At 61.1% G+C, this 26,183-nt stretch carries 21 protein-coding genes; 13 read left to right on the top strand and 8 right to left on the bottom strand.

Going from position 1 to position 26,183, the window contains the following annotated elements; genetic code table 11:
• Positions 1 to 24: 24 nt before the first annotated feature.
• A complete protein-coding gene (gene serA, locus AAIS01_RS23175; RefSeq protein WP_343470877.1) occupies positions 25 to 1,254 on the bottom strand; it encodes a phosphoglycerate dehydrogenase in 1,230 nt (409 codons plus the stop codon).
• 205 nt (positions 1,255 to 1,459) lie between these two features.
• Here serA and AAIS01_RS23170 point away from each other — a divergent pair, with 205 nt between their 5' ends.
• The 4 genes from AAIS01_RS23170 (at position 1,460) to AAIS01_RS23155 (ending at position 5,766) form a co-directional block, all read left to right on the top strand.
• Positions 1,460 to 2,854, top strand: coding sequence for an FAD-binding oxidoreductase (locus tag AAIS01_RS23170; protein ID WP_343470876.1), 1,395 nt, complete (start codon positions 1,460 to 1,462; stop codon positions 2,852 to 2,854).
• A 41-nt stretch (positions 2,855 to 2,895) separates the two neighbouring features.
• The gene (locus AAIS01_RS23165) at positions 2,896 to 3,561 is read left to right on the top strand and encodes a fumarylacetoacetate hydrolase family protein (RefSeq protein WP_047226821.1); all 666 of its coding nucleotides are present in this window, start codon (positions 2,896 to 2,898) and stop codon (positions 3,559 to 3,561) included.
• 239 nt (positions 3,562 to 3,800) lie between these two features.
• Entirely contained in the window at positions 3,801 to 4,733 is a 933-nt protein-coding gene (locus AAIS01_RS23160) for an SdiA-regulated domain-containing protein (RefSeq protein ID WP_343470875.1), read from the top strand.
• A 118-nt stretch (positions 4,734 to 4,851) separates the two neighbouring features.
• Positions 4,852 to 5,766, top strand: a complete 915-nt coding sequence (locus AAIS01_RS23155) for an SdiA-regulated domain-containing protein (protein ID WP_343470874.1) — start codon at positions 4,852 to 4,854, stop codon at positions 5,764 to 5,766.
• Between the two features lie 144 nt (positions 5,767 to 5,910).
• On the opposite strand, the gene rpiA is transcribed toward AAIS01_RS23155, so the two are convergent.
• Entirely contained in the window at positions 5,911 to 6,585 is a 675-nt protein-coding gene (rpiA, locus tag AAIS01_RS23150; protein WP_343470873.1) for a ribose-5-phosphate isomerase RpiA, read from the bottom strand.
• Positions 6,586 to 6,722: 137 nt separating this feature from the next.
• Here rpiA and ilvA point away from each other — a divergent pair, with 137 nt between their 5' ends.
• Positions 6,723 to 8,237: a threonine ammonia-lyase, biosynthetic gene (gene ilvA / locus AAIS01_RS23145; protein WP_214912663.1), complete on the top strand. Its 1,515-nt coding sequence runs from the start codon at positions 6,723 to 6,725 to the stop codon at positions 8,235 to 8,237.
• Positions 8,238 to 8,390: 153 nt separating this feature from the next.
• Positions 8,391 to 8,816, top strand: a complete 426-nt coding sequence (locus AAIS01_RS23140) for a DUF2269 family protein (RefSeq protein ID WP_343470872.1) — start codon at positions 8,391 to 8,393, stop codon at positions 8,814 to 8,816.
• A gap of 119 nt (positions 8,817 to 8,935) precedes the next feature.
• On the opposite strand, the gene AAIS01_RS23135 is transcribed toward AAIS01_RS23140, so the two are convergent.
• Positions 8,936 to 9,592, bottom strand: a complete 657-nt coding sequence (locus AAIS01_RS23135) for a histidinol-phosphatase (RefSeq protein WP_343470871.1) — start codon at positions 9,590 to 9,592, stop codon at positions 8,936 to 8,938.
• Positions 9,593 to 9,735: 143 nt separating this feature from the next.
• On the opposite strand from AAIS01_RS23135, the gene AAIS01_RS23130 reads away from it, so the two are divergent.
• Positions 9,736 to 10,215, top strand: coding sequence for an RNA pyrophosphohydrolase (locus AAIS01_RS23130; protein ID WP_003186867.1), 480 nt, complete (start codon positions 9,736 to 9,738; stop codon positions 10,213 to 10,215).
• A 22-nt stretch (positions 10,216 to 10,237) separates the two neighbouring features.
• Positions 10,238 to 12,517 carry a phosphoenolpyruvate--protein phosphotransferase gene (ptsP, locus tag AAIS01_RS23125; RefSeq protein WP_343470870.1) on the top strand — a complete coding sequence of 760 codons (2,280 nt, stop codon included), beginning with the start codon at positions 10,238 to 10,240 and terminating at the stop codon, positions 12,515 to 12,517.
• A gap of 132 nt (positions 12,518 to 12,649) precedes the next feature.
• Here the strand turns inward: ptsP and AAIS01_RS23120 are convergent, their stop codons facing one another.
• On the bottom strand, positions 12,650 to 13,396 hold the full coding sequence (locus AAIS01_RS23120) for an NRDE family protein (RefSeq protein WP_343470869.1): 747 nt from the start codon (positions 13,394 to 13,396) through the stop codon (positions 12,650 to 12,652).
• 152 nt (positions 13,397 to 13,548) lie between these two features.
• Here AAIS01_RS23120 and AAIS01_RS23115 point away from each other — a divergent pair, with 152 nt between their 5' ends.
• The 3 genes from AAIS01_RS23115 (at position 13,549) to AAIS01_RS23105 (ending at position 16,228) form a co-directional block, all read left to right on the top strand.
• Positions 13,549 to 14,331 (top strand): sulfite exporter TauE/SafE family protein, encoded by a 783-nt coding sequence (locus tag AAIS01_RS23115; RefSeq protein ID WP_343470944.1) that lies wholly within the window; start codon positions 13,549 to 13,551, stop codon positions 14,329 to 14,331.
• Between the two features lie 68 nt (positions 14,332 to 14,399).
• On the top strand, positions 14,400 to 15,209 hold the full coding sequence (lgt, locus tag AAIS01_RS23110) for a prolipoprotein diacylglyceryl transferase (RefSeq protein ID WP_343470868.1): 810 nt from the start codon (positions 14,400 to 14,402) through the stop codon (positions 15,207 to 15,209).
• Positions 15,210 to 15,256: 47 nt separating this feature from the next.
• On the top strand, positions 15,257 to 16,228 hold the full coding sequence (locus AAIS01_RS23105; RefSeq protein ID WP_343470867.1) for a thymidylate synthase: 972 nt from the start codon (positions 15,257 to 15,259) through the stop codon (positions 16,226 to 16,228).
• Positions 16,229 to 16,373: 145 nt separating this feature from the next.
• Here AAIS01_RS23105 and cadR read toward each other — a convergent pair whose 3' ends face one another.
• Positions 16,374 to 16,820, bottom strand: coding sequence for a Cd(II)/Pb(II)-responsive transcriptional regulator (cadR, locus tag AAIS01_RS23100; RefSeq protein WP_343470866.1), 447 nt, complete (start codon positions 16,818 to 16,820; stop codon positions 16,374 to 16,376).
• Between the two features lie 86 nt (positions 16,821 to 16,906).
• Here cadR and AAIS01_RS23095 point away from each other — a divergent pair, with 86 nt between their 5' ends.
• Positions 16,907 to 19,126, top strand: coding sequence for a heavy metal translocating P-type ATPase (locus AAIS01_RS23095; RefSeq protein WP_343470865.1), 2,220 nt, complete (start codon positions 16,907 to 16,909; stop codon positions 19,124 to 19,126).
• Positions 19,127 to 19,274: 148 nt separating this feature from the next.
• On the opposite strand, the gene AAIS01_RS23090 is transcribed toward AAIS01_RS23095, so the two are convergent.
• The 3 genes from AAIS01_RS23090 to AAIS01_RS23080 are packed head-to-tail and all read right to left on the bottom strand — an operon-like array spanning position 19,275 to position 24,483.
• Entirely contained in the window at positions 19,275 to 22,322 is a 3,048-nt protein-coding gene (locus AAIS01_RS23090; protein WP_343470864.1) for an efflux RND transporter permease subunit, read from the bottom strand.
• A complete protein-coding gene (locus AAIS01_RS23085; protein WP_343470863.1) occupies positions 22,319 to 23,383 on the bottom strand; it encodes an efflux RND transporter periplasmic adaptor subunit in 1,065 nt (354 codons plus the stop codon). The genes AAIS01_RS23090 and AAIS01_RS23085 overlap by 4 nt, the downstream gene beginning before the upstream one ends.
• Entirely contained in the window at positions 23,380 to 24,483 is a 1,104-nt protein-coding gene (locus AAIS01_RS23080) for an efflux RND transporter periplasmic adaptor subunit (RefSeq protein WP_343470862.1), read from the bottom strand. Before AAIS01_RS23080 ends, AAIS01_RS23085 begins: the two co-directional genes overlap by 4 nt.
• 255 nt (positions 24,484 to 24,738) lie before the next feature.
• Between AAIS01_RS23080 and AAIS01_RS23075 the strand changes: the two genes are divergently transcribed.
• A complete protein-coding gene (locus AAIS01_RS23075; protein ID WP_343470861.1) occupies positions 24,739 to 25,899 on the top strand; it encodes an AAA family ATPase in 1,161 nt (386 codons plus the stop codon).
• The last annotated feature ends 284 nt before the right edge of the window (positions 25,900 to 26,183 follow it).

Below are 26,183 nucleotides of genomic sequence, written 5' to 3'. Positions count from 1 at the left end.
GAAGCTAACAACTCGCCACTGCTCTTAAAACAACACCCGGCTACGAATAGTGCCATTGATGTGCTGCAGTTTCTCTTGCGCCAGGTCGGAGTATTCGGCATCGACGTCGATCACGACATAACCGACTTTCTCGTTGGTCTGCAGGAACTGACCGGAAATGTTGATACCGTTTTCGGCGAAGACCTTGTTGATCTCGCTCATCACACCCGGGATGTTTTCGTGGATGTGCAGCAGACGATGCTTGCCAGGGTGGGCCGGCAGGGCCACTTCCGGGAAGTTCACCGACGATACCGACGTACCGTTGTCGCTGTACTTGACCAGTTTTTCCGCCACTTCCAGGCCGATGTTGGCCTGGGCTTCAGCGGTGGAACCGCCAATGTGCGGGGTCAGGATCACATTGTCCAGGCCACGCAGCGGGCTCTCGAAGATCTCGTCGTTGGAGCGCGGCTCCACCGGGAAGACATCGATAGCGGCGCCGATCAGGTGTTTGTCCTTGATCGCTTCAGCCAGGGCATCGAGCTTGACCACGGTGCCACGGGCAGCGTTGATCAGGATCCCGCCTTTCTTGATCGCACGGATTTCCTTCTCGCCGATCATCCACTGGGTGGCGGCCGTTTCCGGAACGTGCAGCGTTACAATGTCGGACATGCCCAGCAGTTCGTGCAGGTCATTAACCTGGGTGGCATTGCCCAGCGGCAGCTTGGTCACGGTGTCGTAGAAAAACACCTGCATGCCAAGGCCTTCAGCCAACACCGACAACTGCGTGCCGATCGAGCCGTAACCGACGATGCCCAGCTTCTTGCCACGGATTTCAAAGGAGTTGGCCGCGCTCTTGATCCAGCCGCCACGGTGGCAGGAAGCGTTCTTCTCGGGGATGCCACGCAGCAGCAGGATCGCTTCGGCCAGCACCAGTTCAGCCACGGAGCGGGTGTTGGAGTATGGCGCGTTGAACACCGCGATACCGCGCTCGCGCGCCGCATTGAGGTCCACCTGGTTGGTGCCGATGCAGAAGCAACCGACCGCGACCAGTTTCTTGGCGTGGTCGAAGATCTCTTCGGTCAATTGGGTACGGGAGCGAATGCCGATGAAGTGAGCATCGGCGATCTTTTCCTTGAGCAGGGCTTCCGGCAGAGAACTGGTGATGTACTCGATGCTGGTGTAACCCGCCGACTTGAGGACGTCGACAGCCGATTGGTGGACGCCTTCGAGAAGAAGGAACTTGATCTTGCTCTTATCGAGAGAAGTCTTGCTCATCTGCGTAAACCTGTGTCCCGGAGAAAAATGGCAGGGAATCGGACAGCGCATGCTGCTCCGACCGGCATGACAGCCGTCGCCGCAGAACAGCCAATGGGCACTACGCTGCGGGGTCGGTATGCTAGCATACGCACCCCGCTAAACACTCATTCCTGCGACGTGAAGCGTTCTCAGGATGACCATGAATTGTTCGAGAGTTCTGTCGATGACCCATCCTGCCCTGATAGATGAGCTGAAGACCCTGGTTGAGCCCGGCAAAGTCTTGACCGACGCCGACTCCCTGAACGCTTACGGCAAGGATTGGACCAAGCACTTCGCTCCGGCGCCGAGCGCCATCGTCTTTCCCAAGACCATCGAACAGGTTCAGGCCATTGTCCGCTGGGCCAATGAGCATAAGGTCGCGCTGGTGCCATCGGGCGGGCGTACCGGGCTCTCCGCGGCTGCCGTGGCGGCCAACGGCGAAGTGGTCGTGTCATTCGACTACATGAACCAGATTCTCGACGTGAACCTCACTGATCGCACCGCTGTCTGTCAGCCAGGCGTGGTCACTGAACAACTGCAGAACAAGGCTGAAGAACACGGCCTGTACTACCCAGTGGACTTCGCCTCAGCCGGATCCAGCCAAATTGGCGGCAACATCGGCACCAATGCCGGCGGAATCAAGGTCATTCGTTACGGCATGACCCGCAACTGGGTGGCCGGCATGAAAGTCGTCACCGGTAAAGGTGACCTGCTGGAACTGAACAAGGACCTGATCAAGAACGCCACTGGCTACGATCTTCGCCAGCTGTTCATCGGCGCCGAAGGCACCCTTGGGTTCGTGGTCGAAGCCACCATGCGCCTGGACCGGGCCCCGAAGAACCTCACTGCCATGGTCCTGGGCACCGCCGATTTTGACTCGATCATGCCCGTTCTGCATGCCTTCCAAGGCAAGCTGGACCTGACGGCGTTCGAATTTTTCTCCGACAAGGCACTGGCCAAGGTTCTGGATCGGGGCGACGTACCGGCGCCATTCGAAACCGAGTGCCCGTTCTACGCCCTGCTGGAGTTCGAAGCCACCACCGATGAAGTCGCCAACCATGCCCTGGAAACGTTCGAACACTGCGTAGAACAGGGCTGGGTGCTGGACGGGGTGATGAGCCAAAGCGAAACCCAACTGCAAAACCTGTGGAAGTTGCGCGAGTACATCTCGGAAACCATCTCCCACTGGACGCCGTACAAGAACGACATCTCGGTCACCGTTTCGAAAGTCCCCGGGTTCTTGCGCGACATCGACACTATCGTCGGTCAACATTACCCGGATTTCGAAATCGTCTGGTTTGGTCACATCGGCGACGGCAACTTGCACTTGAACATCCTCAAGCCAGAGAACCTGAGCAAGGACGATTTCTTTGCCAAGTGCGCGACCGTGAACAAATGGGTCTTTGAAACCGTGGAGAAATACAACGGCTCGATCTCCGCCGAACACGGCGTAGGCATGACTAAGCGCGACTACCTGACCTACAGTCGCTCGCCGGTGGAAATCGAATACATGAAGGCCGTCAAGGCCGTATTCGACCCGAACGGCATCATGAATCCGGGCAAGATTTTCGCGGTTTAACGCGAAAAATACCTGATGAATCCCAGAAGCAGGAGTCGGTAATGAGCTATCAGCACCAGTATGTCGACGGTACCCGAATTCATTTCCCGGTGGGAAAAATCGTGTGCATTGGCCGTAACTACGCCGAACACGCCAAGGAACTGGACAACCCGGTCCCCACCGAACCCCTGCTGTTCATCAAGCCCGGCAGCTGCGCGGTGCCACTGGAAGGCGGTTTCAGCATCCCCGCCGACCGTGGTGCAGTGCATTACGAAGCTGAAATTGCCGTGCTGATCGGCAAACCTCTGTCGACCCGGCCCAGTGCCGAGGAAGTGCTGGATGCCATCTCCGGCTTCGCCCCGGCCCTGGATCTGACCCTGCGGGACAAGCAAGCCGAGCTCAAGGCCAAGGGCTTGCCTTGGGAAGTCGCCAAATCCTTCGACGGCGCGGCGGTGCTCGCACCTTTCGTGTCCAGCGGCACCTTTGCCGACCTGACCGACATCCCGGTTCGCCTGACCATCAACGGTGAAGTGCGCCAGGACGGCAACAGCAGCCTGATGCTCAACCCCATCGTGCCGATGATCCAATACATGGCCGGCTGCTTCTCATTGCAGGCCGGCGACGTGATCCTCACTGGCACTCCAGCAGGCGTGGGACCGTTGAACGTCGGGGATGAACTGGTACTGGAATTGCCAGGCGCGAGCCGTTTCGAAAGCAGCGTTCGCTAACTCGGTTTTGTGACCCGCTAGAAATCATGTGGGAGCGGGCTTGCTCGCGAAGGCGATATAACAGTCAGCATAGATGTTGAATCTGACGCCCCCTTCGCGAGCAAGCCCGCTCCCACAGGTATCCAGCTTTCCCGAGCCCTAGGTTTTACTGTTTTTTCACATCCCATCCGGATAATCCCAGGGAATGCGGCATCTGAGCCAGCCATTTTCCGAATCCGACTTATCTGGAATGCCCCCTGATGGCCACGCCCCTTGCACAGCCCTCCTCCAACCGCGTCCGCCGCTCCCGCCTGGCGCTGCCCTGGTATGCCTGGTCGCTGATAGCGGCCGGGGCCTTTTACTGGCTGGCGTATGCCATGCACTGGGATGACCGGGGCCTGCTGTGGGCATCGGAACGCTTCGAGACCCCTGCCCAGCGTCAGGAAAGCATCTGGCTGCCGGACTACCACGCCGTGATTGATGCCAAGGTCCTGCCAGGTATGGAGGAGGATGAAGCTTCCGATCTGACCTATAACCCACAGACCAAAACCCTCTTCGCGGTCATGGGTAAGCACCCGTTTCTGGTGGAACTGACCCTGCAGGGGGATGTGCTGCGCAAAATGCCGTTGGTGGGCTGGAGCAATCCTGAAGGCGTGGCCTATATGGAGAATGGCCTGCTGGCCATTACCGATGAGCGAAAACACACGTTGTCGATCATCCAGGTCGATGCCGATACCCGCGAACTGAACAGCACGGACTTCCCCCACTACGATCTCGGCCCGTCGAAGAACCAGAACAAGGGCTTCGAAGGCATCGCCTGGGATCCACGTAACCAGCGACTGGCCCTGGGTGAGGAGCGTCCACCGGCGTTGTTCACCTGGAAAAGTGACGGCAGCCAACTGCTAAAGGGCGACAAACAGATCCATGCCAGCGATGAGCTGGACCTGCGCAACCTCTCGGCGCTGGCGATCGATCCGCGCACGGGGCACTCGCTGGTGTTGTCAGCCGACTCCCATCTGTTGCTGGAGCTGGACGATACAGGGGAACAGGTCAGCTTCATGACGTTGCTGGGCGGTTTCAACGGCATCAAGGACACGATCCCCCGTGCCGAAGGCGTAGCCCTCGATGAGGCGGGCAACCTGTACATGGTCAGCGAGCCGAACCTGTTCTATCGTTTCGAAAAACAACGCTGATAGCACAACTCTGTAAGGCAATTCATCCTTCGCTGTAGGGTGTGGCATCCGGCCATTAAGCTTCAGTTCAGGCAGCCGTGGTATTTCCAACCACCTGTCCTCATCCGAGCCCACCCACATGCGTCGACTTGCCCGCCCGAAGCCCTTGATCCTGCTGCTGATAACCATCGTGCTGATCGCTTTGATCACCGCCGCTCAATACCTGCGCCTGTTCGAGCGCGCCTGGTTCAATTTCAACGCCCTCTGGCAGCCCACCAGCGAGCAGGCCATTGCGCTGGACCAGTATCGGGTTACGGTCGAGGCACTGGTGATCGAAGGCTTGGACAATGACGTTTCGGCGCTGACATACGACCCGATCCGCAAGAGCCTCTTTACCGTTACCAACAAGAATGCCGAACTGATCGAGCTGTCATTGGACGGCAAGATCCTTAGGCGCATCGCCTTGATTGGCTTCGGCGACCCGGAGGCGGTGGAGTTCATCAGCGAGGACATTTACGTCATCACTGACGAACGTCAGCAGCGGCTGATCAAGATTCACTTGGACGACGACACCCAATTCCTCGACGCCGCCGACGCAGAGCAAATGACGCTTGGCCTGCACCTGAACGGCAACAAAGGGTTCGAAGGCTTGGCCTACGACTCAGTGGGCAAACGGTTGTTCGTGGCCAAGGAGCGCGATCCGATGCTGATTTATGAAGTGCGAGGCTTTCCCCACCACAAACCGGAAAAATCCTACGCCGTCCATGTGATCAACAACCCCAAGCGCGATGCCGGACTGTTCGTCCGCGATCTTTCAAGCCTGCAATACGACGAGCGCAGCGGCCATTTACTGGCGCTGTCCGATGAGTCGCGATTGATTCTCGAGCTGGATATCGACGGCCGGCCGCTGAGCACGCTGTCGTTGAGCAAGGGGCGTCAAGGGCTACAGAAAACCGTCCCTCAAGCCGAGGGCGTTGCCATGGATGACGATGGCAACCTCTATCTGGTCAGCGAGCCCAACCTGTTCTACGTCTTCAAGAAACCGCAGCCTTGATCCACCAAAAAAACCAATGTGGGAGCGAGCCTGCTCGCGATGGCGGTGCATCAGCCAACATGAATGTGTCGGGTAGACCGCTATCGCGAGCAGGCTCGCTCCCACAGGGACTGCTTCACTCAAAGAGCAGGTTATGCCACCTGCTTACTCAGCCCGCAGGGTCTTCACCCCTTCAGCAGTACCCAGCAACAACACGTCCGCCGGACGAGCCGCGAACAAGCCATTGGTGACTACGCCGACGATGGCATTGATCTGGCTTTCCAGTTCCACCGGGTTGGTGATCTGCAGGTTATAGACATCCAGGATAATGTTGCCGTTATCGGTCAGCACGCCTTCGCGATACACCGGGTCGCCGCCCAGTTTCACCAGTTGGCGGGCCACATGGCTGCGGGCCATCGGGATGACTTCCACCGGCAGTGGGAACGCGCCGAGCACTGGCACCAGTTTGCTGGCGTCGGCGATGCAAATGAAGGTCTTGGCCACGGCCGCGACAATCTTCTCGCGGGTCAGGGCCGCGCCACCGCCCTTGATCAGGTTCAGGTGCGCGTCACTTTCATCGGCGCCGTCGATGTAGAACTCCAGATCGTTCACGGTATTGAGCTCATAGACCGGAATCCCGTGGCCCTTCAGGCGCGCGGCGGTGGCTTCGGAGCTGGCGACCGCGCCGTCGAACGCGCCTTTGTGCTGCGCCAGTGCGTCGATAAAGCAATTGGCCGTCGAGCCGGTGCCGACCCCAACGATGCTCTTGTCATCCAGTTTTGGGAGGATGAGGTCGACAGCGGCCTGGGCCACGGCCTGTTTGAGTTGATCCTGGGTCATGCGGGCTCCGAAAGCGGACGGGGAGTAAAGAGGGACGCGAGTATAACCCAACAAAACCTTGGGATTCGTGTGGTCGCCCAGCCAAAAGCCGGGTTAGACTCCTTGGCCCTGCCCAACCCGCTCAGTGATGCTTTCCGATGCTTGAACAGTACGTCAAAAAGATCCTCACCTCGCGCGTTTACGACGTTGCCGTGGAAACCCCATTGCAGACTGCCCGCCAGCTCTCCGAGCGGCTGGGCAACAACATCTGGCTCAAGCGCGAAGACTTACAGCCGGTATTCTCGTTCAAGATTCGCGGCGCCTACAACAAGCTGACCCAGCTCAGCGACGAAGAGCGCGCACGCGGCGTGGTCACGGCTTCGGCGGGCAATCACGCCCAGGGCCTGGCCCTGGCGGCCAAGGTACTGGGCGTCAAAGCCACCATCGTGATGCCCAAGACCACCCCGGAAATCAAAGTCGAGGGCGTGCGTTCCCGCGGCGGCAAAGTGGTGCTGCACGGCGATTCGTTCCCCGAAGCGCTGGCCTATTCGCTGAAACTGGTCGACGAAAAGGGCTACGTCTACATTCATCCTTATGACGATCCCCACACCATTGCCGGGCAGGGCACGGTGGCCATGGAGATCCTGCGCCAACATCCGGGGCGTCTGGATGCGATTTTCGTCCCGGTGGGCGGCGGAGGGTTGATTGCCGGGATCGCGGCCTACGTGAAATATCTGCGGCCAGAGATCAAGGTGATCGGCGTCGAACCGGACGATTCCAATTGCCTGCAAGCCGCCATGGCTGCCGGAGAGCGGGTGGTGCTGCCGACCGTGGGGCTGTTTGCCGATGGCGTTGCCGTGGCACAGATCGGCCAGCACACGTTCGACATCTGCAAGCATTACGTGGATGAAGTCATCACCGTCAGTACCGACGAGATCTGCGCGGCCATCAAGGATATCTACGACGATACCCGTTCGATCACCGAACCCGCCGGCGCCTTGGGCGTGGCAGGGATCAAGAAATACGTCGAGTCGCGCGGCATCAGCGGGCAGACCTTGGTGGCCATCGACTCCGGCGCCAACGTCAACTTCGACCGCCTGCGTCACGTGGCCGAACGCGCCGAGTTGGGCGAAGGCCGCGAGGCGATCATCGCGGTGACCATTCCCGAGCAGCCAGGCAGCTTCAAGGCCTTCTGCGAAGCAGTCGGCAAGCGCCAGATCACCGAGTTCAACTATCGCTACAACACAGGCAGCGAAGCGCACATCTTCGTGGGCGTGCAAACGCACCCGGAAAACGACCCGCGCAGCGCGCTGATCGCCAGTCTGACCGAGCAAGGGTTCCCGGTGGTGGACCTGACCGACAACGAGCTGGCCAAACTGCACATTCGCCACATGGTGGGCGGGCATGCGGCCCATGTCATCGACGAAGTCGTGCTGCGCTTCGAATTCCCGGAACGTCCGGGGGCGCTGTTCAACTTCCTCAACAAGCTGGGCGGACGCTGGAATATCTCAATGTTCCACTACCGCAACCATGGTGCGGCGGATGGTCGTGTGGTGGCGGGACTGCAAGTACCACACGAAGAACGTCATCTGGTACCGGCGGCCCTGGAAGAAATTGGCTACCCGTACTGGGATGAAAGCGATAACCCGGCGTACCAATTGTTCTTGGGGTGAACTCCGCGAGTACGACCTGTGGCGAGGGAGCTTGCTCCCGCTGGGTCGCGAAGCGGCCCCAAGAAAAAGCGGTGAGCGCTTCGCACTCAAGCGGGAGCAAGCTCCCTCGCCACAGGGGCTAAGCTGTTGAGCAAGACTTAAGGAAATCCAACGATGGAAACGTTAACCGCGCTGAAGATCGCTCATGTCGTCGCCACGGTATTGCTCTTGGCGGGTGCCCTGGGGCTGGCCATCTGGGTCTGGAGGACGCGCCGCAACGGCGATGCCACGGCGGCCGCGCGCACACTGCAACGCCCGCGGGTGTTTGTCTGGCTGGTGATGGCCCTTGCGTTGGCGAGCCTGCCGTTCACGGGGTGGTGGATGGTGCATCAGGTCGGTTGGCCACTGGGGCAGACCTGGTTGCTGGCTTCCAGTGTGCTCTACACCGTGGCGGCGCTGGCGGGGTTCTGGCTGTTGGTGCGGCTGAACAAACTGCGCAAGGCGCCGGGAGGTAGCGGGAAACTGACCTTTGCCTTGGCGCTGTTCAGTGTTGTCTGCTTTATCGCCATTGCGGGGTTGATGGGGGCCAAGCCGGTTTAAAGCTTGGGACCGCGTCGGCCCTTTCGCGAGCAAGCCCGCTCCCACAAGGTTCTGCAGTGCATGCGACATTTGCGTCACACACAGATCCTGTGGGAGCGGGCTTGCTCGCGAAAGCGATTTCAGCCGCGCAGACTGATCACCGGCCAACCCCGCTTCTGGGCCTCGGCCTTAAGATTCGGGTCCGGATCCACCGCCACCGGATGCGTCACCACCTCCAGCAACGCCAGATCGTTCATCGAATCGCTATAAAAATAGCTGCCCTCCAGCGAATGCCCGGTTTCTTCCAACCAACGGTTCAGCCGGGTCACCTTGCCCTCGCGAAAGCACGGGATATCCGTACTGCGCCCGCTGTAGCGCCCGTCGATCATTTCGCACTCGGTGGCGATCAGGGTTTCGACGCCCAGACGCTCAGCAATCGGTCCGGTGACGAAGCGATTGGTGGCAGTGATGATCACCAGCTTGTCGCCAGCGTCACGGTGTTGACTCAACAGCTCGATCGCCTGGGGCAACACAATCGGTTCGATGCAATCGCGCATGTAGTCCCGATGCCACTGTGCCAGCACTTCCATCTCTGTACGGCCAAGAATTTCCAGGCAAAAATTCAGGTACTCGGCGTTGTCGAGCTTGCCGGCCAGGTAATCCTGATAGAACTCATCATTACGCGCCTTGTACGTAACGGCGTCGAGGAAGCCGCGTTCACACAGGTAATCGCCCCAGGCATGGTCACTGTCGCCGCCCAGCAAGGTGTTGTCCAAGTCGAATAAAGCCAGCCGCATTGCAGTTACTCGCTGAAGAATCTGAAGAAAGGCGTCCAGAATACGGACTTTTCACAAGAGTGCACATAAGGTAGGAAGGCTCGTTGCTGCTTTCACAACCTTTGTGGAACAATGCGGCGACATGCGTTTGCGAGGTTGTTGCCGTGATCGATCCCGATGGTTTCCGACCCAATGTGGGGATCATTCTTACGAATGATGCAGGGCAGGTGCTATGGGCTCGCCGTATCAATCAAGACGCCTGGCAGTTTCCTCAGGGTGGGATCAACCCTCAGGAGACGCCCGAAGAGGCCTTGTACCGCGAGTTGAACGAAGAAGTGGGGCTTGAGCGAGAAGATGTCGAAATACTCGCCTGCACGCGGGGCTGGTTGCGCTATCGTTTGCCGCAACGCCTGGTCAGAACGCACAGCCAACCGCTGTGCATCGGCCAGAAACAAAAATGGTTTCTCCTGCGCCTGATCTCCAACGAGCAGCGGGTGCGGATGGATTTGACCGGTAAACCGGAGTTCGATGGCTGGCGCTGGGTCAGTTATTGGTATCCGTTGGGCCAGGTGGTGACATTCAAGCGCGAGGTATACCGACGCGCCCTCAAAGAGCTTGCCCCGCGCCTGCTGACGCGCGACTGACGACGGAGTTCGACCCCGAGCCATGCTCAATACGCTGCGCAAGATCGTCCAGGAAGTTAACTCCGCCAAGGATCTCAAGGCGGCGTTGGGGATTATTGTATTGCGCGTCAAAGAGGCCATGGGCAGCCAGGTCTGCTCGGTCTATCTGCTGGACCCCGAGACCAACCGTTTTGTGCTGATGGCCACCGAGGGCTTGAACAAGCGCTCGATCGGCAAGGTCAGCATGGCGCCCAATGAAGGTCTGGTCGGTCTGGTCGGCACGCGCGAAGAACCACTGAACCTCGAAAACGCCGCGGGTCACCCGCGCTATCGCTATTTTGCCGAGACTGGCGAAGAGCGCTACGCCTCATTCCTCGGGGCGCCGATCATCCACCACCGCCGTGTCGTCGGCGTATTGGTCATCCAGCAAAAGGAGCGTCGCCAGTTCGACGAAGGTGAAGAAGCCTTCCTTGTGACCATGAGCGCGCAGTTGGCCGGGGTTATCGCCCACGCCGAAGCCACCGGGTCGATCAGCGGCCTGGGTCGCCAGGGCAAGGGCATCCAGGAAGCCAAGTTCGTCGGCGTGCCCGGTTCTCCAGGCGCGGCGGTGGGTACGGCGGTGGTCATGTTGCCGCCCGCCGACCTCGACGTAGTGCCAGACAAGACCATCAGCGATATCACCGCTGAATTGGGGCTGTTCAAGACAGCCATCGAGGGCGTGCGTGCCGACATGCGCGCACTGTCGGCAAAACTGGCAACGCAGCTGCGCCCCGAAGAACGCGCGCTGTTCGACGTTTACCTGATGATGCTCGACGACGCCTCCCTGGGCAGCGAGGTGACCACGGTCATCAAGACCGGTCAGTGGGCCCAGGGTGCGTTGCGCCAGGTGGTGACCGACCACGTCAACCGCTTCGAACTGATGGACGACGCCTACCTGCGCGAACGCGCCTCCGACGTCAAGGACCTCGGCCGCCGGCTGCTGGCCTACTTGCAGCAGGAACGTCAGCAGACCCTGGTCTACCCCGATAACACCATCCTGATCAGCGAAGAACTGACCCCGGCCATGCTCGGCGAAGTGCCTGAAGGCAAGCTGGCGGGGCTGGTCTCGGTATTGGGTTCGGGCAACTCCCACGTCGCGATCCTGGCCCGCGCCATGGGCATTCCGACGGTCATGGGCGTGGTGGACCTGCCGTATTCAAAGGTCGACGGCATCCAGATGATCGTCGATGGCTACCACGGCGAGGTCTACACCAACCCCACCGAGTTGCTGCGCAAACAATTTGCCGATGTGGTGGAGGAAGAAAAGCAACTGTCCCTGGGCCTGGATGCGCTGCGGGACTTACCTTGCGTGACGCTCGACGGCCACCGCATGCCGCTGTGGGTCAACACCGGCCTGCTGGCCGACGTGGCCCGGGCGCAGAAGCGCGGCGCCGAAGGCGTGGGCCTGTACCGCACCGAAGTGCCCTTCATGATCAACCAGCGCTTCCCCAGCGAAAAGGAACAGCTGGCGATCTATCGCGAACAGTTGGCCGCCTTCCATCCGCAACCGGTGACCATGCGCAGCCTGGACATCGGCGGGGACAAATCCCTGTCCTACTTCCCCATCAAGGAAGACAACCCCTTCCTGGGTTGGCGCGGGATACGCGTGACACTCGACCACCCGGAAATCTTCCTGGTCCAGGCCCGCGCCATGCTCAAGGCCAGCGAAGGCCTGAATAACCTGCGCATCCTGTTGCCGATGATTTCCGGCACCCATGAGCTGGAAGAGGCCTTGCACCTGATCCACCGGGCGTGGGGCGAAGTGCGCGACGAAGGCACCGACGTGCCGATGCCGCCAGTCGGGGTGATGATCGAAATTCCGGCAGCCGTGTACCAGACCAAGGAACTGGCCCGGCAGGTGGACTTCCTGTCGGTGGGCTCTAACGACCTGACTCAATATCTGCTAGCCGTGGACCGCAACAACCCGCGGGTTGCCGACCTGTACGATTACCTGCACCCGGCGGTGTTGCAAGCCCTGCAGAACGTGGTCCGCGACGCCCATGCCGAAGGCAAGCCGGTGAGCATCTGCGGCGAAATGGCCGGGGACCCGGCGGCGGCGGTGCTGCTGATGGCGATGGGCTTTGACAGCCTGTCGATGAACGCCACCAACCTGCCGAAAGTGAAGTGGATGCTGCGTCAGATCAACCTCAGCAAGGCCCAGGAGTTGTTGGCCGAAGTGATGACGATCGATAACCCGCAGGTGATCCACAGCTCCTTGCAACTGGCGCTGAAGAACCTCGGGTTGGCGCGGATGATCAATCCGGCTTCGAACAAGACGCTCTGAATCTGTCGCGCCCTTTTCGCGAGCAAGCCCGCTCCCACAGTAGATCTTCGGTGACCACATATTTTGTGTACCACCGAAATCCACTGTGGGAGCGGGCTTGCTCGCGAAGAGGCCGGCACAAGCACCACAAAACTAAACCCTGACCTCCACCTCCCCCAAATGCCCCCCAAGCGGCCCAAAACTGCGCTCGACCAAATGCCGCGTCCCATCGGCATGGACAATCAACGCGGTACTCGCTCGCGTCCCGTAAGCAGGACTGGCGATGAACACACTCGAAAGCAGCGTCTCGGTCGCCAGCCCCACGCCGGTATCCGGCAGTTCGGCTACCGGGGCCGGCTGCGGGTCGTTCAGCAGCGCCAACAGGGCTTGGGGCTGCGGATCGTCCAGTACCTCGACCAGCGCTGCCCGGGCTTTGAGCAGCTTGGGCCAAGGGGTATTGAGCCCGGCGTTCGACAAACCGTAGACCCCCTCGGCCAACCGCTGTGGGCGGGCATCGCGGGCGTTGAAGTGCCAGAGCTCAGTACCATCGCCGAGCAGCAGGTTGAACCCGCCAAACTCGCTGGCACGGGGTACGACTTCGCTCAAATAATCGGCAATTGAAAGATTTCCGCTCAAAAATCGCGCCACCAGTTCACCACGGGACTTGAAGCCCGGCGGCTGGCCCGGGTCGCGAATGTTGGTCAGGGCAGCGAAGCGGCCATCGGCGCCGACGCCAAGCCAGGTCCCCCCGGCTTCCAGATCGCGCCCGGCATGCACATCAGGGGCGTCAGGCCATTGCGCCAGGGGCAAGGTCGGGCGCGCGTAGAACTCGTCGCGGTTGGCCGCCACGATCAGCGGCTGGGGGTGTCCAGGTCGCCAGGCAAATACGATCAGGCACATCAGGTAGTCCCATTGAAAATAAAGCCGAGCACAGCTGTGGTGGGTTTCACTCTACCCAGACATCGCCCCGGCATCCATCGCCTTGAGTGGAGCCCAAGGCCATGGATCCGTTACCATGCCGCTCTTGTTTCGAGGATGGGCGAGGGACGCTGGTGGAATTTGTGCTCTATCTGCTGCTCGGCGCCTGTGCCGGCGTGCTGGCCGGACTGTTCGGCGTGGGTGGCGGGATCATCATCGTCCCGGTGCTGGTGTTCAGTTTTACCTTGCAGGGCTTCGACCCACTGGTGCTGACGCACCTGGCGGTCGGCACGTCCCTGGCATCGATCATCTTCACTTCGGTCAATGCCGTGCGCGAGCATCAGCGCAAAGGCGCGGTGCGCTGGCCGATTTTCGCCTGGATGACCGTCGGCATTCTGATCGGTGCCGGTTTCGGAGCCGTCACTGCCGAAGCGATTTCCGGCCCGAACCTGCAAAAAATCATCGGCGTGTTCGCCCTGATTGTCGCCGTGCAGCTAGGTCTGGACTTGCGGCCCAAGGCCAGCCGCACAGTTCCGGGCAAGGTCGGGTTGACCATGGCGGGAACGGTGATCGGCTGGGCCTCGGCGATTTTCGGCATCGGCGGCGGCTCGCTGACCGTGCCGTTCCTGACCTGGCGCAGCGTGCCGATGCAACAGGCGGTGGCGACTTCATCGGCCTGCGGGTTGCCGATTGCCCTGGTCAGTGCATTAAGTTTCATGATTCTGGGCTGGCAAGATCCCCTGCTGCCGGCTCATAGTCTCGGTTTTATTTATTTACCGGCGTTGCTGGGCATTGCCCTGACGAGCATGGTTTTCGCCCGCTTCGGCGCGCGACTGGCCCATCGCCTGTCACCGCGCTTGCTCAAAAGGCTGTTCGCCGCTTTGCTGTTCAGCGTGGGCTTGAGTTTTCTGCTCTGACACAATCCTGGCTTAATCCCGAGGTGGCAGCGTCGCCCGGATATTGTTGACGTTTACGAGGAATATCAATGCTGCCTTACCCGCAGATCGATCCGGTGGCCCTGGCCATCGGCCCGCTGAAAATCCACTGGTACGGCCTGATGTACCTGATCGGCATCGGCGGCGCCTGGCTGCTGGCGTCGAGCCGGCTCAACCGTTTCGATCCGACCTGGAACAAGGAAAAGCTCTCGGACCTGGTGTTCTGGCTATCCATGGGCGTGATCGTCGGCGGACGCCTGGGTTACGTTTTGTTCTACGACCTGAGCGCGTACCTGGCCAATCCGACGCTGATCTTCGAAGTCTGGAAGGGCGGCATGTCGTTCCACGGCGGGTTCATCGGCGTGATGCTGGCAGCGCTGTGGTTCGGTAAACGCAACAACAAGTCGTTTTTCGAGCTGATGGACTTCGTCGCGCCAATGGTGCCGATTGGCCTGGGGGCCGGGCGCATCGGCAACTTCATCAACGCCGAATTGTGGGGCAAGGCCACCGACGTGCCATGGGCGATGGTCTTCCCACCGTTCAGCGACCCGGCGCAGCTACCCCGTCACCCTTCGCAGCTGTACCAGTTCGCGCTCGAAGGCGTGGCACTGTTTGCCATCCTGTGGCTGTTCTCGCGCAAGCCAAGGCCGACCATGGCCGTGTCGGGCATGTTCGCGCTGTTCTACGGGATCTTCCGTTTCATCGTTGAATTCGTCCGCGTACCAGACGCCCAACTCGGCTACCTGGCGTGGAACTGGCTGACCATGGGCCAGTTGCTGTGCCTGCCGATGATCATCGGTGGCCTGGCGCTGATCTGGCTGGCCTACCATCGTGCGCCGGCTGCGGCGGCCAAGGTTTAATTCGAACCCCGGGGCGCTGGCCCCGGGTTCAAGGACACAGGTAACCCATGAAGCAATATCTCGATCTGGTGGCCCACGTCATCAAGAACGGCACCAAGCAAGCCAACCGCACGGGCGTGAACACCATCAGCTTTCCCGGCGCCATGTTGCGCTATGACTTGAAGGACGGCTTCCCGGCCATCACCACACGTAAAATGGCCTTCAAGTCGGCCATCGGCGAGATGTGCGGTTTCCTGCGCGGGGTCAACAACGCTGCCGAATTCCGTGCCCTGGGCTGCAAGGTCTGGGATCAGAACGCCAACGAAAACGCCCAATGGCTGGCCAACCCGTTTCGCCAGGGCGAAGACGACCTGGGCGAGATCTACGGCGTGCAATGGCGCAAGTGGCCGGCTTACAAGCAGATCCCTGTGAGCAACCCGGCGGCCATTGAACAGACCCTGGCCCAGGGTTACCGGCAGATCGCCGAAGGCGAAGAAAACGGTCAGGCCTACGTGGTGCTTTACAAAGCCATCGACCAGGTGCGCCAGTGCGTGGACACCATCATCCAGGACCCGGGCAGCCGGCGGATCCTGTTCCACGGCTGGAACTGCGCCCAGCTCGATGAAATGGCCCTGCCGCCCTGCCATTTGCTCTACCAGTTCCACCCGAATGTCGAGACCAAGGAAATTTCCCTGACCCTCTACATCCGCTCCAACGACCTGGGCCTGGGCACGCCATTCAACCTCACCGAAGGCGCCGCGCTGCTGAGCCTGATCGGTCGCCTGACCGGCTACACGCCACGCTGGTTCACCTACTTCATCGGCGACGCCCACGTCTACGAAAACCACCTGGACATGCTCAACGAACAGCTCACCCGTGAGCCGTTCCCGATGCCCAAACTGGTGATTTCCGAGCGCGTGCCGGAGTTCGCCAAAACTGGCGTGTACCAGCCTGAATGGCTGGAACGGGTGGAACCGAGCGACTTCTCCCTCGAGGGCTACCAGCACCACGCGCCGATGACCGCGCCGATGGCGGTCTGAACAACACCACCATCCCCTGTGGGAGCGAGCTTGCTCGCGATGAGGCCATTACATTCAACCTAGATGTTGACTGCCAAGCCGCTATCGCGAGCAAGCTCGCTCCCACATTGGATCTCCATGGGGTCAAGATCGGTGGCACGGGCACTCAATGCCCATGACTGCGCCCCACATGTGAAGGCTCCACCTCCGGCACCACCGCGCCACTCACTTCCAAGCGCTGCAAGATCCCGCATTGATCCAGGTCCGGCCCTTCACCACACCGATGGCGCAGGTCGATCAGTTGTGTCTGCAAGGCCAGCAGACCGTCGATGCGCGCCTTGACGTGATGGATGTGTTCGTCGATCAGCGCGTTGACGTTTTCGCACTGGTCCTGGGGGCTGTCGCGCAGGGCCAGGAGGCTGCGGATTTCTTCCAGGGTCATGTCCAGGGTGCGGCAGTTACGGATGAACGTCAGCCGCTCGGCATGAGCCTGGGTGTAGACACGATAATTACCGTCGCTGCGGGCCGGCTCCGGCAGCAAGCCTTCGCGCTCGTAGTAGCGAATGGTTTCGACCTGACAGTCGGTGATTTTTGCCAGTTCGCCGATCTTCATGGCGTTGCCTCCAAAACAGATGCTTGACCCTATAGTGGCTACAGGGTCTTTACTGTGCAACAGGCACTTTTCACGGACGTAACCCGATGAGCGATTCCATTCACACCCACAAGCCCGACCACGGCCATGACCACGGGCATTCCTGCTGCTCTGCGAAAGCGGCACCGTCGGTAGTCAAGCTCGGCAAGGCCCCGACGGACGGCGCTCGGCTGAGCAGTTTTCGCATCCAGGCCATGGACTGCCCCACCGAACAAACGCTGATCCAGAACAAGCTCGGCAAACTTGAAGGCGTGCAACAACTGGAATTCAACCTGATCAACCGCGTGCTGGGCGTGACTCACGACTTACCCAACGACACGCCGATCATCAATGCGATCCAGTCCCTGGGCATGCAGGCCGAGCCGTTGGCCCCTGGCCAGGAAAAAGAAACCAGCGAATTGCCCGCCCAGGCCAAGCCCTGGTGGCCGCTGGCGCTGTCGGGTGTCACCGCCCTGGGTGCCGAAGTGATCCATTTCACCAACACGGCGCCGGAGTGGGTGGTCGCGCTAATGGCGTTGGTATCGATCCTCAGCGGCGGTCTCGGTACATACAAAAAGGGCTGGATCGCCCTGAAAAACCGCAACCTGAACATCAATGCACTGATGAGCATCGCGGTGACCGGTGCGGTGCTGATCGGCCAATGGCCGGAAGCGGCGATGGTGATGTTCCTGTTCACGGTGGCTGAACTGATCGAGGCCAAGTCCCTGGACCGGGCGCGCAACGCCATCGGCGGCCTGATGCAGATGGCCCCGGAACAAGCCACCGTGCAACAGGCCGATGGCAGCTGGCAGGTGCAAGCGGTCAAGGCCATCAACCTCGGCGCACGGGTGCGGGTTCGCCCAGGCGAACGGGTGGGTCTGGACGGGGACGTCGTTGCCGGTCGCTCCACCATCGACCAGGCGCCCATTACCGGCGAGAGCCTGCCGGTGGAAAAAACCGTGGGCGACAAGGTCTTCGCCGGCACCATCAACCAGGCCGGTGAACTGGAATACACCGTGACCGCCGCAGCCGACCACTCCACCCTGGCGCGGATCATCCACGCCGTGGAGCAGGCCCAGGGCTCTCGCGCCCCGACCCAGCGTTTCGTCGATCAGTTCTCGAAAATCTACACCCCTGCGGTGTTTGCCCTCGCCCTGGCGGTGGCGATCATCCCGCCGCTGTTCATGGGGGCGACCTGGTTCGACTGGATCTACCGGGCGCTGGTGCTACTAGTAGTGGCCTGCCCGTGTGCGCTGGTGATTTCCACCCCGGTAACCATTGTCAGCGGCCTCGCCGCGGCGGCGCGCAAAGGCATTCTGATCAAAGGCGGCGTGTACCTGGAAGGCGGCCACAAGCTCGATTATCTGGCCCTGGACAAGACCGGCACGATCACCCATGGCAAGCCAGTGCAGACCGACTACGTTCCACTCGACCCAACAGCGGAAGTAACCGCCCCTGCGTTGGCCGCCAGTCTTGCCGCACGCTCCGACCATCCGGTCTCTCACGCGATCGCCAACGCAGCTGTGGATAACCGGCTGGCACCGCACCCTGTGGATAACTTTGCGGCGCTGCCGGGACGCGGGGTGCGCGGCGATATCAACGGCCAGACCTACCACTTGGGCAATCACCGGTTGGTGGAGGACCTGGGCCTGTGCTCCCCCGAGCTCGAAGAGCAACTTTTCGCCTTGGAAAAACAAGGCAAGTCCGTGGTGCTGTTGCTCGACCACTCAGGCCCCTTGGCGCTGTTTGCCGTCGCCGACACGGTGAAGGACTCCAGCCGTGAGGCCATCCAGCAGTTGCATGAGCTGGGCATCAAGACCTTGATGCTCACTGGCGACAACGCCCATACCGCCGAGGCGATTGCCGCGCAGGTGGGCATCGATCAGGCCCGAGGCGATCTGTTGCCGGGCGACAAGCTGCAAGCGATCGAAGACCTGTATGCCTTGGGTCACCGGGTCGGCATGGTGGGCGACGGCATCAACGACGCCCCTGCCCTGGCGCGCTCGGAAATCGGTTTCGCCATGGCGGCGGCGGGCACCGACACCGCCATCGAAACCGCCGATGTTGCCCTGATGGACGATGATTTGCGCAAGATTCCGGCGTTCATCCGTCTGTCGCGGCAGACTTCGAGCATCCTGAAACAGAACATCGCTTTGGCGCTGGTCATCAAGGCGATCTTTCTGGGATTCACCTTTGCCGGGGTTGCCACCATGTGGATGGCAGTGTTCGCCGACATGGGGGTGAGTTTGCTGGTGGTGTTCAATGGGCTGCGGTTGTTGCGTAAATAGAGGGGACCAGGCGCCCGCATCGCGAGCAGGCTCGCTCCCACAGTAGATCTCAGCGGCCACACGTGTTGCGTACAACCGAGATCCAATGTGGGAGCGAGCCTGCTCGCGATGGGCAGCACAGCAGCCCTTATGCCTTAGGCCCGCACGATCAGTCGCGCTTGGGCTCGCGAATCTTGTACCAGGCCACATACAGCGCCGGCAGGAACAACAACGTCAGCAGGGTGGCGATGATGATCCCGCCAATCATCGCGTAAGCCATCGGCCCCCAGAACACTTCCCGGGCAATCGGGATCATCCCCAGGCTCGCGGCGGCCGCGGTGAGCAGGATCGGCCGACGGCGATGTTCGGTGGCTTGCACCACCGCATCCCAGGGCTCATATCCGTCACGTTCATACTCATCGATCTGGGTCACCAGGATCACCGAGTTGCGGATAATGATGCCGATCAACGCGAGGATCCCGAGAATCGCCACAAAGCCCATGGGCGTGCCCGTCGGCACCAGCGCCAGCACCACACCGATCAACCCCAGGGGCGCGACGCTGGCCACCAGGAACATTTTCTGCACGCTATGCAGCTGGATCATCAGGAAGGTCGCCATCAGAAACAGCATCAGCGGCACGACGCTGGCGATCGGCCCTTGGGCTTTGCTGCTTTCTTCCACCGTGCCCCCGGTGGCAACCTTGTAGCCCGCCGGCAGGCCGGCAGCGAATTTATCGATGGCCGGCTGCAGTTGTTTCACCAGGTCGGTGGGCTGGATTTCATCGCGCACCGCGGCCTTGATAGTAATGGTGGGCTTGCGGTCGCGACGCCACACCAGGGGTTGTTCCAGTTCATAGCGCACCGTGGCAAACGCCAGCAGCGGAATGGAGGTGCCGCTCGGCGTGACGATCTGCAAATTCTGCAAGGTCTCCGGCGAACCGCGCTCGGCGTCTTCGGCACGCCCGACCACGTTGATCAGGTAAATATCGTCATTGACCTGGGTCACCGGTGAACCGCTGACGATGCTGTTCATCAACCTGGCCACGTCTTCCGAAGACAAACCCAGTTGCCGCGCCCGGTCTTGGGCAATGTCGATACGCAGCACCTTGCCCGGCTCGTTCCAGTCGTAAATGATTTCGCCGATGTGGCTGTTCTTGTCCAGTTCACTGGCAAGTTCGATGGCGTGCTTGCGCACCTGGTCGATGTCCTTGCCGCTGACCCGGTACTGGATCGGCCGCCCTACCGGCGGGCCCATTTCCAGGGCTTGCACGTAGCTGCCAATCCCGACGAAGTCCTCGCGCAGACGCTTTTGCAGCCGTTCGGTGAGGGCCGTGCGCGACTCCAGGCCCTTGCTGACGATCACCAGCTGCGCGTAGTACGGATTCTGCAACTGCTGGTCCAGCGGCAGGTAGAAACGAATCGCGCCCTCACCGATGTAGGTGCTCCAGCGCTCGATGTCCGGGTCGCCCTTGAGCGTCGCCTCCAGGCGATCAACCGCTTTGCGCGTCTCGTCCATCGAAGCGTTCTGCGGCAGGTTCAGGTCCACCAGGATTTCCGGGCGGTCCGAAGACGGGAAGAACTGGTTCTGCACAAAACGCATGCAAAACACCGCCAACACAAACAGCAGCACGGTGATGCCGATGGCCCACCAGCGATTGCGCATCGCCCACAGCAAGCCGCCATTGAACGCTCGACCGATCCGCCCCGGCTCGGCGCTGTGGGGCTTCACATTGGTGCTGAGGATATGCACGCCGATCACCGGCGCGAACAGCACCGCGACGATCCACGACACCAGCATCGCCACGGCAATCACCGCAAACAGGGTAAAGGTGTACTCGCCAGCGGAGCTGGCGTTCAGGCCGATCGGCACGAACCCGGCCACGGTCACAAGGGTCCCGGTGAGCATCGGGAACGCCGTTGAGGTATAGGCAAACGTCGCGGCCTGCTCCTTGGTTTCACCTTTCTCCAGGCGCGTGACCATCATTTCCACGGTGATCATCGCGTCGTCCACCAGCAGGCCGAGGGCGATGATCAGCGCACCGAGGGAAATCCGCTGCATGGTAATGCCGCTGTATTCCATGAACACAAAGACCATCGCCAATACCAGTGGTATCGAGCAAGCCACCACCAGCCCAGCTCGTAAGCCAAGGCTGATAAAGCTGACCACCAGCACGATAATCACCGCCTCGAACAACGCGCTGGTGAAACCACCGACCGCTTCCTCCACCACCTCCGCCTGGTCCGACACGGTATGCACGTCGACGCCCACTGGCAGGTCGGCGGTCAGTTGGTTCATGCGCGCGTGCAGTGCCTTGCCGAATTCCTGGATGTTGCCGCCCTTCTTCATCGCAATGGCCAGGCCGATGGCCGGCGTGCCGTTGAAGCGAAACATCGGGGTCGCGGGGTCGACATAACCGCGGCGGATGTCAGCGATATCGGCCAGTCGATAAAAACGATCATTGAGCCGCAGATTGACGTTGGCCAGGTCCTTTTCCGACTGGAACTGCCCGGAAGTGCGCACGGAAATCCGCTCTGGCCCGGCGTCGATCACCCCGGCGGGAGTCACAGCGTTCTGCGATTGCAGGCTCTGCACCACCTGGCGCTGATCGATGCCCAGCGCAGCGAGCTTGCGGGTCGAAAAATTCAGGTACAGGACTTCATCCTGCTCACCCACCATCTCGACCTTGCCCAGGCCGGGCACCTCACGGATCTCGGCGCGCACCTGCTCCACATAATCGCGCAACTGACGCATCGAAAGTCCGTCGCCGGTGAAGGCATAGACCGACCCGTACACATCGCCGAACTCATCGTTGAATCCCGGGCCCTGCAGGCCTTGGGGGAAGTCACCACGGATATCGTCGATTTTCTTGCGAACCTGGTACCAGATTTCGGGGATTTCCTCGGCGCCGGTGGTATCGCGCAGGTACACGAACACCGTCGACTCCCCTGGCCGGGTATAGCTTTTGACGTAGTCGAGGGAGTCGAGCTCTTCGAGTTTTTTCTCGATGCGGTCGGTGACCTGCTTGAGGGTTTCCTCCTGGGTCGCGCCGGGCCAACGGGTCTGGATGACCATGGTCTTGATGGTGAACGAGGGGTCCTCTTCGCGCCCCAGGTTCATGTACGAAAACACCCCCATCAACAGCGCGACGAACATTAGGTACCAGACGAACGACTGATGCCGCAGGGCCCATTCGGATAAGTTGAAAGGCCCTTTCATCGTGCGTCCTCGTCGAGTTTCACTTTCTGCCCCGGCTGGAGGCTGTTCACACCGGCGCTGACCACACGGTCGCCGGGTTTGATGCCATTGGCCACCAGCACCGAGTCGGTGGAGCGGCTGAGGATTCTCACTTCATGGGGGGAAACAGTCTGACTCTGCGGATCGACCAGCCAGATCCGCGCCTTGCCATCGATCTCTTGCAACGCGCTCAGCGGCAGCTCGATGCGTGGCTCGATGGTTGAACTCAGGGTCACGCTGATGGCCGTGCCCAGGCGAAAGCCTGGCGGTGTGTCGGCCAGGGTCAGGCGTGCGCGGCGCGTGCGAGTGGCACTTTGGGCCTGGGGTTCGATCTCGCGCACGATGGCGGTCGTGCGGATGGTCGGGTCCAGTTGCGCGGCGACCTCGAACACGACGTCAGCGGGCAGACGCTCGGCCAGGCCGGCGGGCAGGTCGATCACCGCTTCCTTGATGTCCGGGCGAGCCAGAGTCACCACTTGCTGGCCGGCCGTGACCACCTGCCCGGCCTCGGCGTTCCAGGCCGTCACCACGGCATCGTGGTCGCTGTGCAACTGGCTGTAGTTGAGTTGGTCGCGCGCCTGCTCCACCGAGGCACGGGCCTGTTCCAGGGAAGCGGCGGTGGTTTTCAGGTCAGTCTGGGCGATGTCCAATTGCGCCTGGGCACCGACACCACGGTCGAACAACTGCTGCTGGCGACGGGCATTGGCCTGGGCATTGATGTACTGCGCCTCGATCCGCGCCAGGTCGCCCTGGGCGGCGCGCAACTGGTTCTGTTGATCGGTCGGGTCGAGGGTAGCGAGCAAATCGCCCTTCTTCACTTCGGCGCCGACATCGACGTTGCGGCTGGCGATCCGCCCCGGCACGCGGAACCCCACATTGGTCTCGTAACGGGCCTGGATACTGCCCGCGAAGCGCCCAAGAGCTTGCTGGTCGAGCGCGCGAACCTCGATGGACAACACCGGGCGCACCGGCTCAGGTGGTGGCTCTTCCTTCGAGCACGCTGCCAACAGCAAGGCGGACGAGACCATCCATAAACGCTTCATGGCTGGACTCCCGTCGGAGACTTCTCATGGGTATTTTCAGCGATCTCTACGCGCACGCCAGGGTGCAGCAATTGCCCACCCGCGGTGACCACTTTCTCGCCCCCCTTGAGCCCGTCGCTGATGATGACCTTACCGGTGAGATACCGGCCGACGGTGACATTGTGCAACTGCGCCTTGCCTTCATCGTCCACCAGCCACACAGCCGGATCGTGAAGGTTCTTGGTCAGCGCCGACCAGGGCAGCTCCACGGCGGTCTGGCCGGCAGACTTGGCGGTGGCACTGACCACCGAGCCCAAGCGCATGCCTTCGGGTAACTCACTGAGTGTCACCTTGACCTGCACGGTGCCGGTTTCAGCGGAGACCGCCGGGGTGATCTCGCGCACCGTACCGGTGGTCTTGATGGCCGGGTTGTCCAGCAGGCTGATGACGATTGCAGGGTCCGAGGGTCGTTCGCGCAACAGTGATTCGTAGATATTGAACACGGCGTCGCGCTCTCCGTCCTGGGCCAGGCTGAAGATCGGTTCCGTGGCCTGTACCACTTGGCCGACCTCCGCCTGCCGCGCCGTGATGATGCCCGGCGCCTCGGCGATCAACGCGGTATAGCTCAGTTGTTCGCGAGCGTTGGCCAACTGGGCCTGGGCAGCGGTCAGCGCACTCTGACTGCTGCGCAGTTGCGCCTGGGCCGTGTCATATTCGCTCTGGCTGGTATAGCCCTTGGGCAAGAGTTTTTGTTGGCGCACGAACGCCGCCGCACTCTGCTCGACCCGCGCCTGTTCAGCGGCCACCTGAGCCTGGGCGGAGTCGACGCGGGTCTGCAAATCCTGGGGGTCGAGCCGGGCGAGCACCTGTCGCGCCGAAACCCGGTCACCGACATCCACCTTGCGCTCGACGATCTTGCCGCTCACGCGAAAGGACAGGTCGGTCTGCACCCGGGCCTGAACGTCACCGGTGAGGGTCACCGATGCCGCGTATTCGGTGGGCACGGCGGCTTGCACGAAAACCCGCGGCAGGGCCTTTTCCTCGGGCGTTTCATCACCGCATCCGGCCAGCAACGCACACAAGCCAAGGCCAACCAAAACTTTGCTTCGAGGACCAGCCATGCAGACTCCTTTGCGTTGTACGAACGTACCAGTGACGATACGACTGTGAGCTTAGAACAGGGTTCAACACCTGGCACGGGATCACAATGGATGCGTCATCAGGCAGACTAACGCTTTCGCTGTAGGCGCTGAGGAGCGAAGCGAGGCTGCGATCTGTCCTTGATGCCGGTTGAGTTTCAAGCCGAAGGTCAAAAGATCGCAGCCTCGCTTCGCTCGACAGCTCCTACACCTCCAGGCAGCAGGAAAAAATTGCCCATGCTCAAGACACTGGCGGTGGCCAACTACCGCTCCATCAACAAACTGGTGATCCCCCTGGGCCGGCTGAACCTGATCACCGGCCCCAACGGCAGTGGCAAATCCAATCTGTATCGCGCCCTGCGCCTGTTGGCGGAGACGGCCCAGGGCGGCGTGGTCAACGCCCTGGCTCGTGAAGGCGGGCTGGACTCGACCTTCTGGGCCGGCCCGGAAGTGATCAGCCGGCGCATGCGCAACGGCGAGGTGCCCATCGGGGCCACGGTGCGGCTCAGCACCAAACGTCTGCGCCTGGGGTTCGCCGGGGAAGATTTCAGCTATTCGATTTCCCTCGGCCTGCCGGAACCGAGTTTATCCGCGTTTTCGCTGGACCCTGAAATCAAGCGCGAATGCATCTGGGCCGGCCCGGTGTTTCGTCCCGCCAGCCTGCTGGTGGATCGCAACGGGCCCATGATCCGTGCCCGCGATGGCCGCGCATGGGACGTCCTGGCTCAGCACACCCCCACCTTTGACAGTTTGTTCGATCAGGTCGGCAGCCTGCGCACCTCGCCGGAGGTGCTGCAGATGCGTGAGTTCATTCGTCGCTGGCGCTTCTACGACCATTTTCGCAGCGACGCCGACGCCCCGGCGCGCCAGCCGCAACTGGGCACCCGCACGCCGGTGCTGCACCACGACGGGCGTGACCTGGCCGCGGCCCTGCAAACCATTCTGGAAATCGGCGACGATCAAGCCCTGCATTCGTCCATCAGCGACGCATTTCCCGGTGCCCGGCTGCATATCGAGAAACTGCAAGGCGGGCGTTTTGGCATCGAGTTTCACCAGCATGGCTTGTTGCGCCCGCTGTCGGCCGCCGAACTGTCAGACGGGACCCTGCGCTATCTGCTGCTGATAGCCGCACTGCTCACTCCACGCCCCCCCTCGCTGATGGTGCTCAACGAACCGGAAACCAGCCTGCACCCGGACCTGTTGCCGGCCTTGGCACGGTTGATCATCCGGGCTTCAGAGAATTGCCAGGTCTGGGTGGTTTCCCACGCCCGACGCTTGATCACCGCCTTGCAGCAGGACGGCGATTGCAATTGCATCGTGCTGGAGAAAGATCTGGGCCAGACCGGCATCGTCGGCCAGGCAATACTGGATGCGCCAGCGTGGAGCTGGCCAGATTGATCAACGGTATTTGCAGAGGCCATGTAAGAAGGCTATTTTTCCCCTGGCTGTAGGACGGGTCTATTTCTCGACGGACCTCTCCAAGGAACCGCAGCTTATGGCCAGACTGCCTGGGCCCCATCACAAGGAAGATCACCATGGCTGACGTGAAAGCCCCGCAACACCTCGATCCACGCGACATCGTCAAACTGCTCGTGGCCCTGCGCCGCGCATTGAAAAAACCGCCTGCATAGCTGCGTCGATGAAGACGGCTTTGCCAGCGTCGGCACAAAAAAACGCCGACG

The sequence above is a fragment of the Pseudomonas halotolerans genome, from assembly GCF_039581215.1.
GTDB lineage: Bacteria > Pseudomonadota > Gammaproteobacteria > Pseudomonadales > Pseudomonadaceae > Aquipseudomonas > Aquipseudomonas tehranensis.
This window is presented reverse-complemented; position numbering and strand designations above follow the sequence as displayed.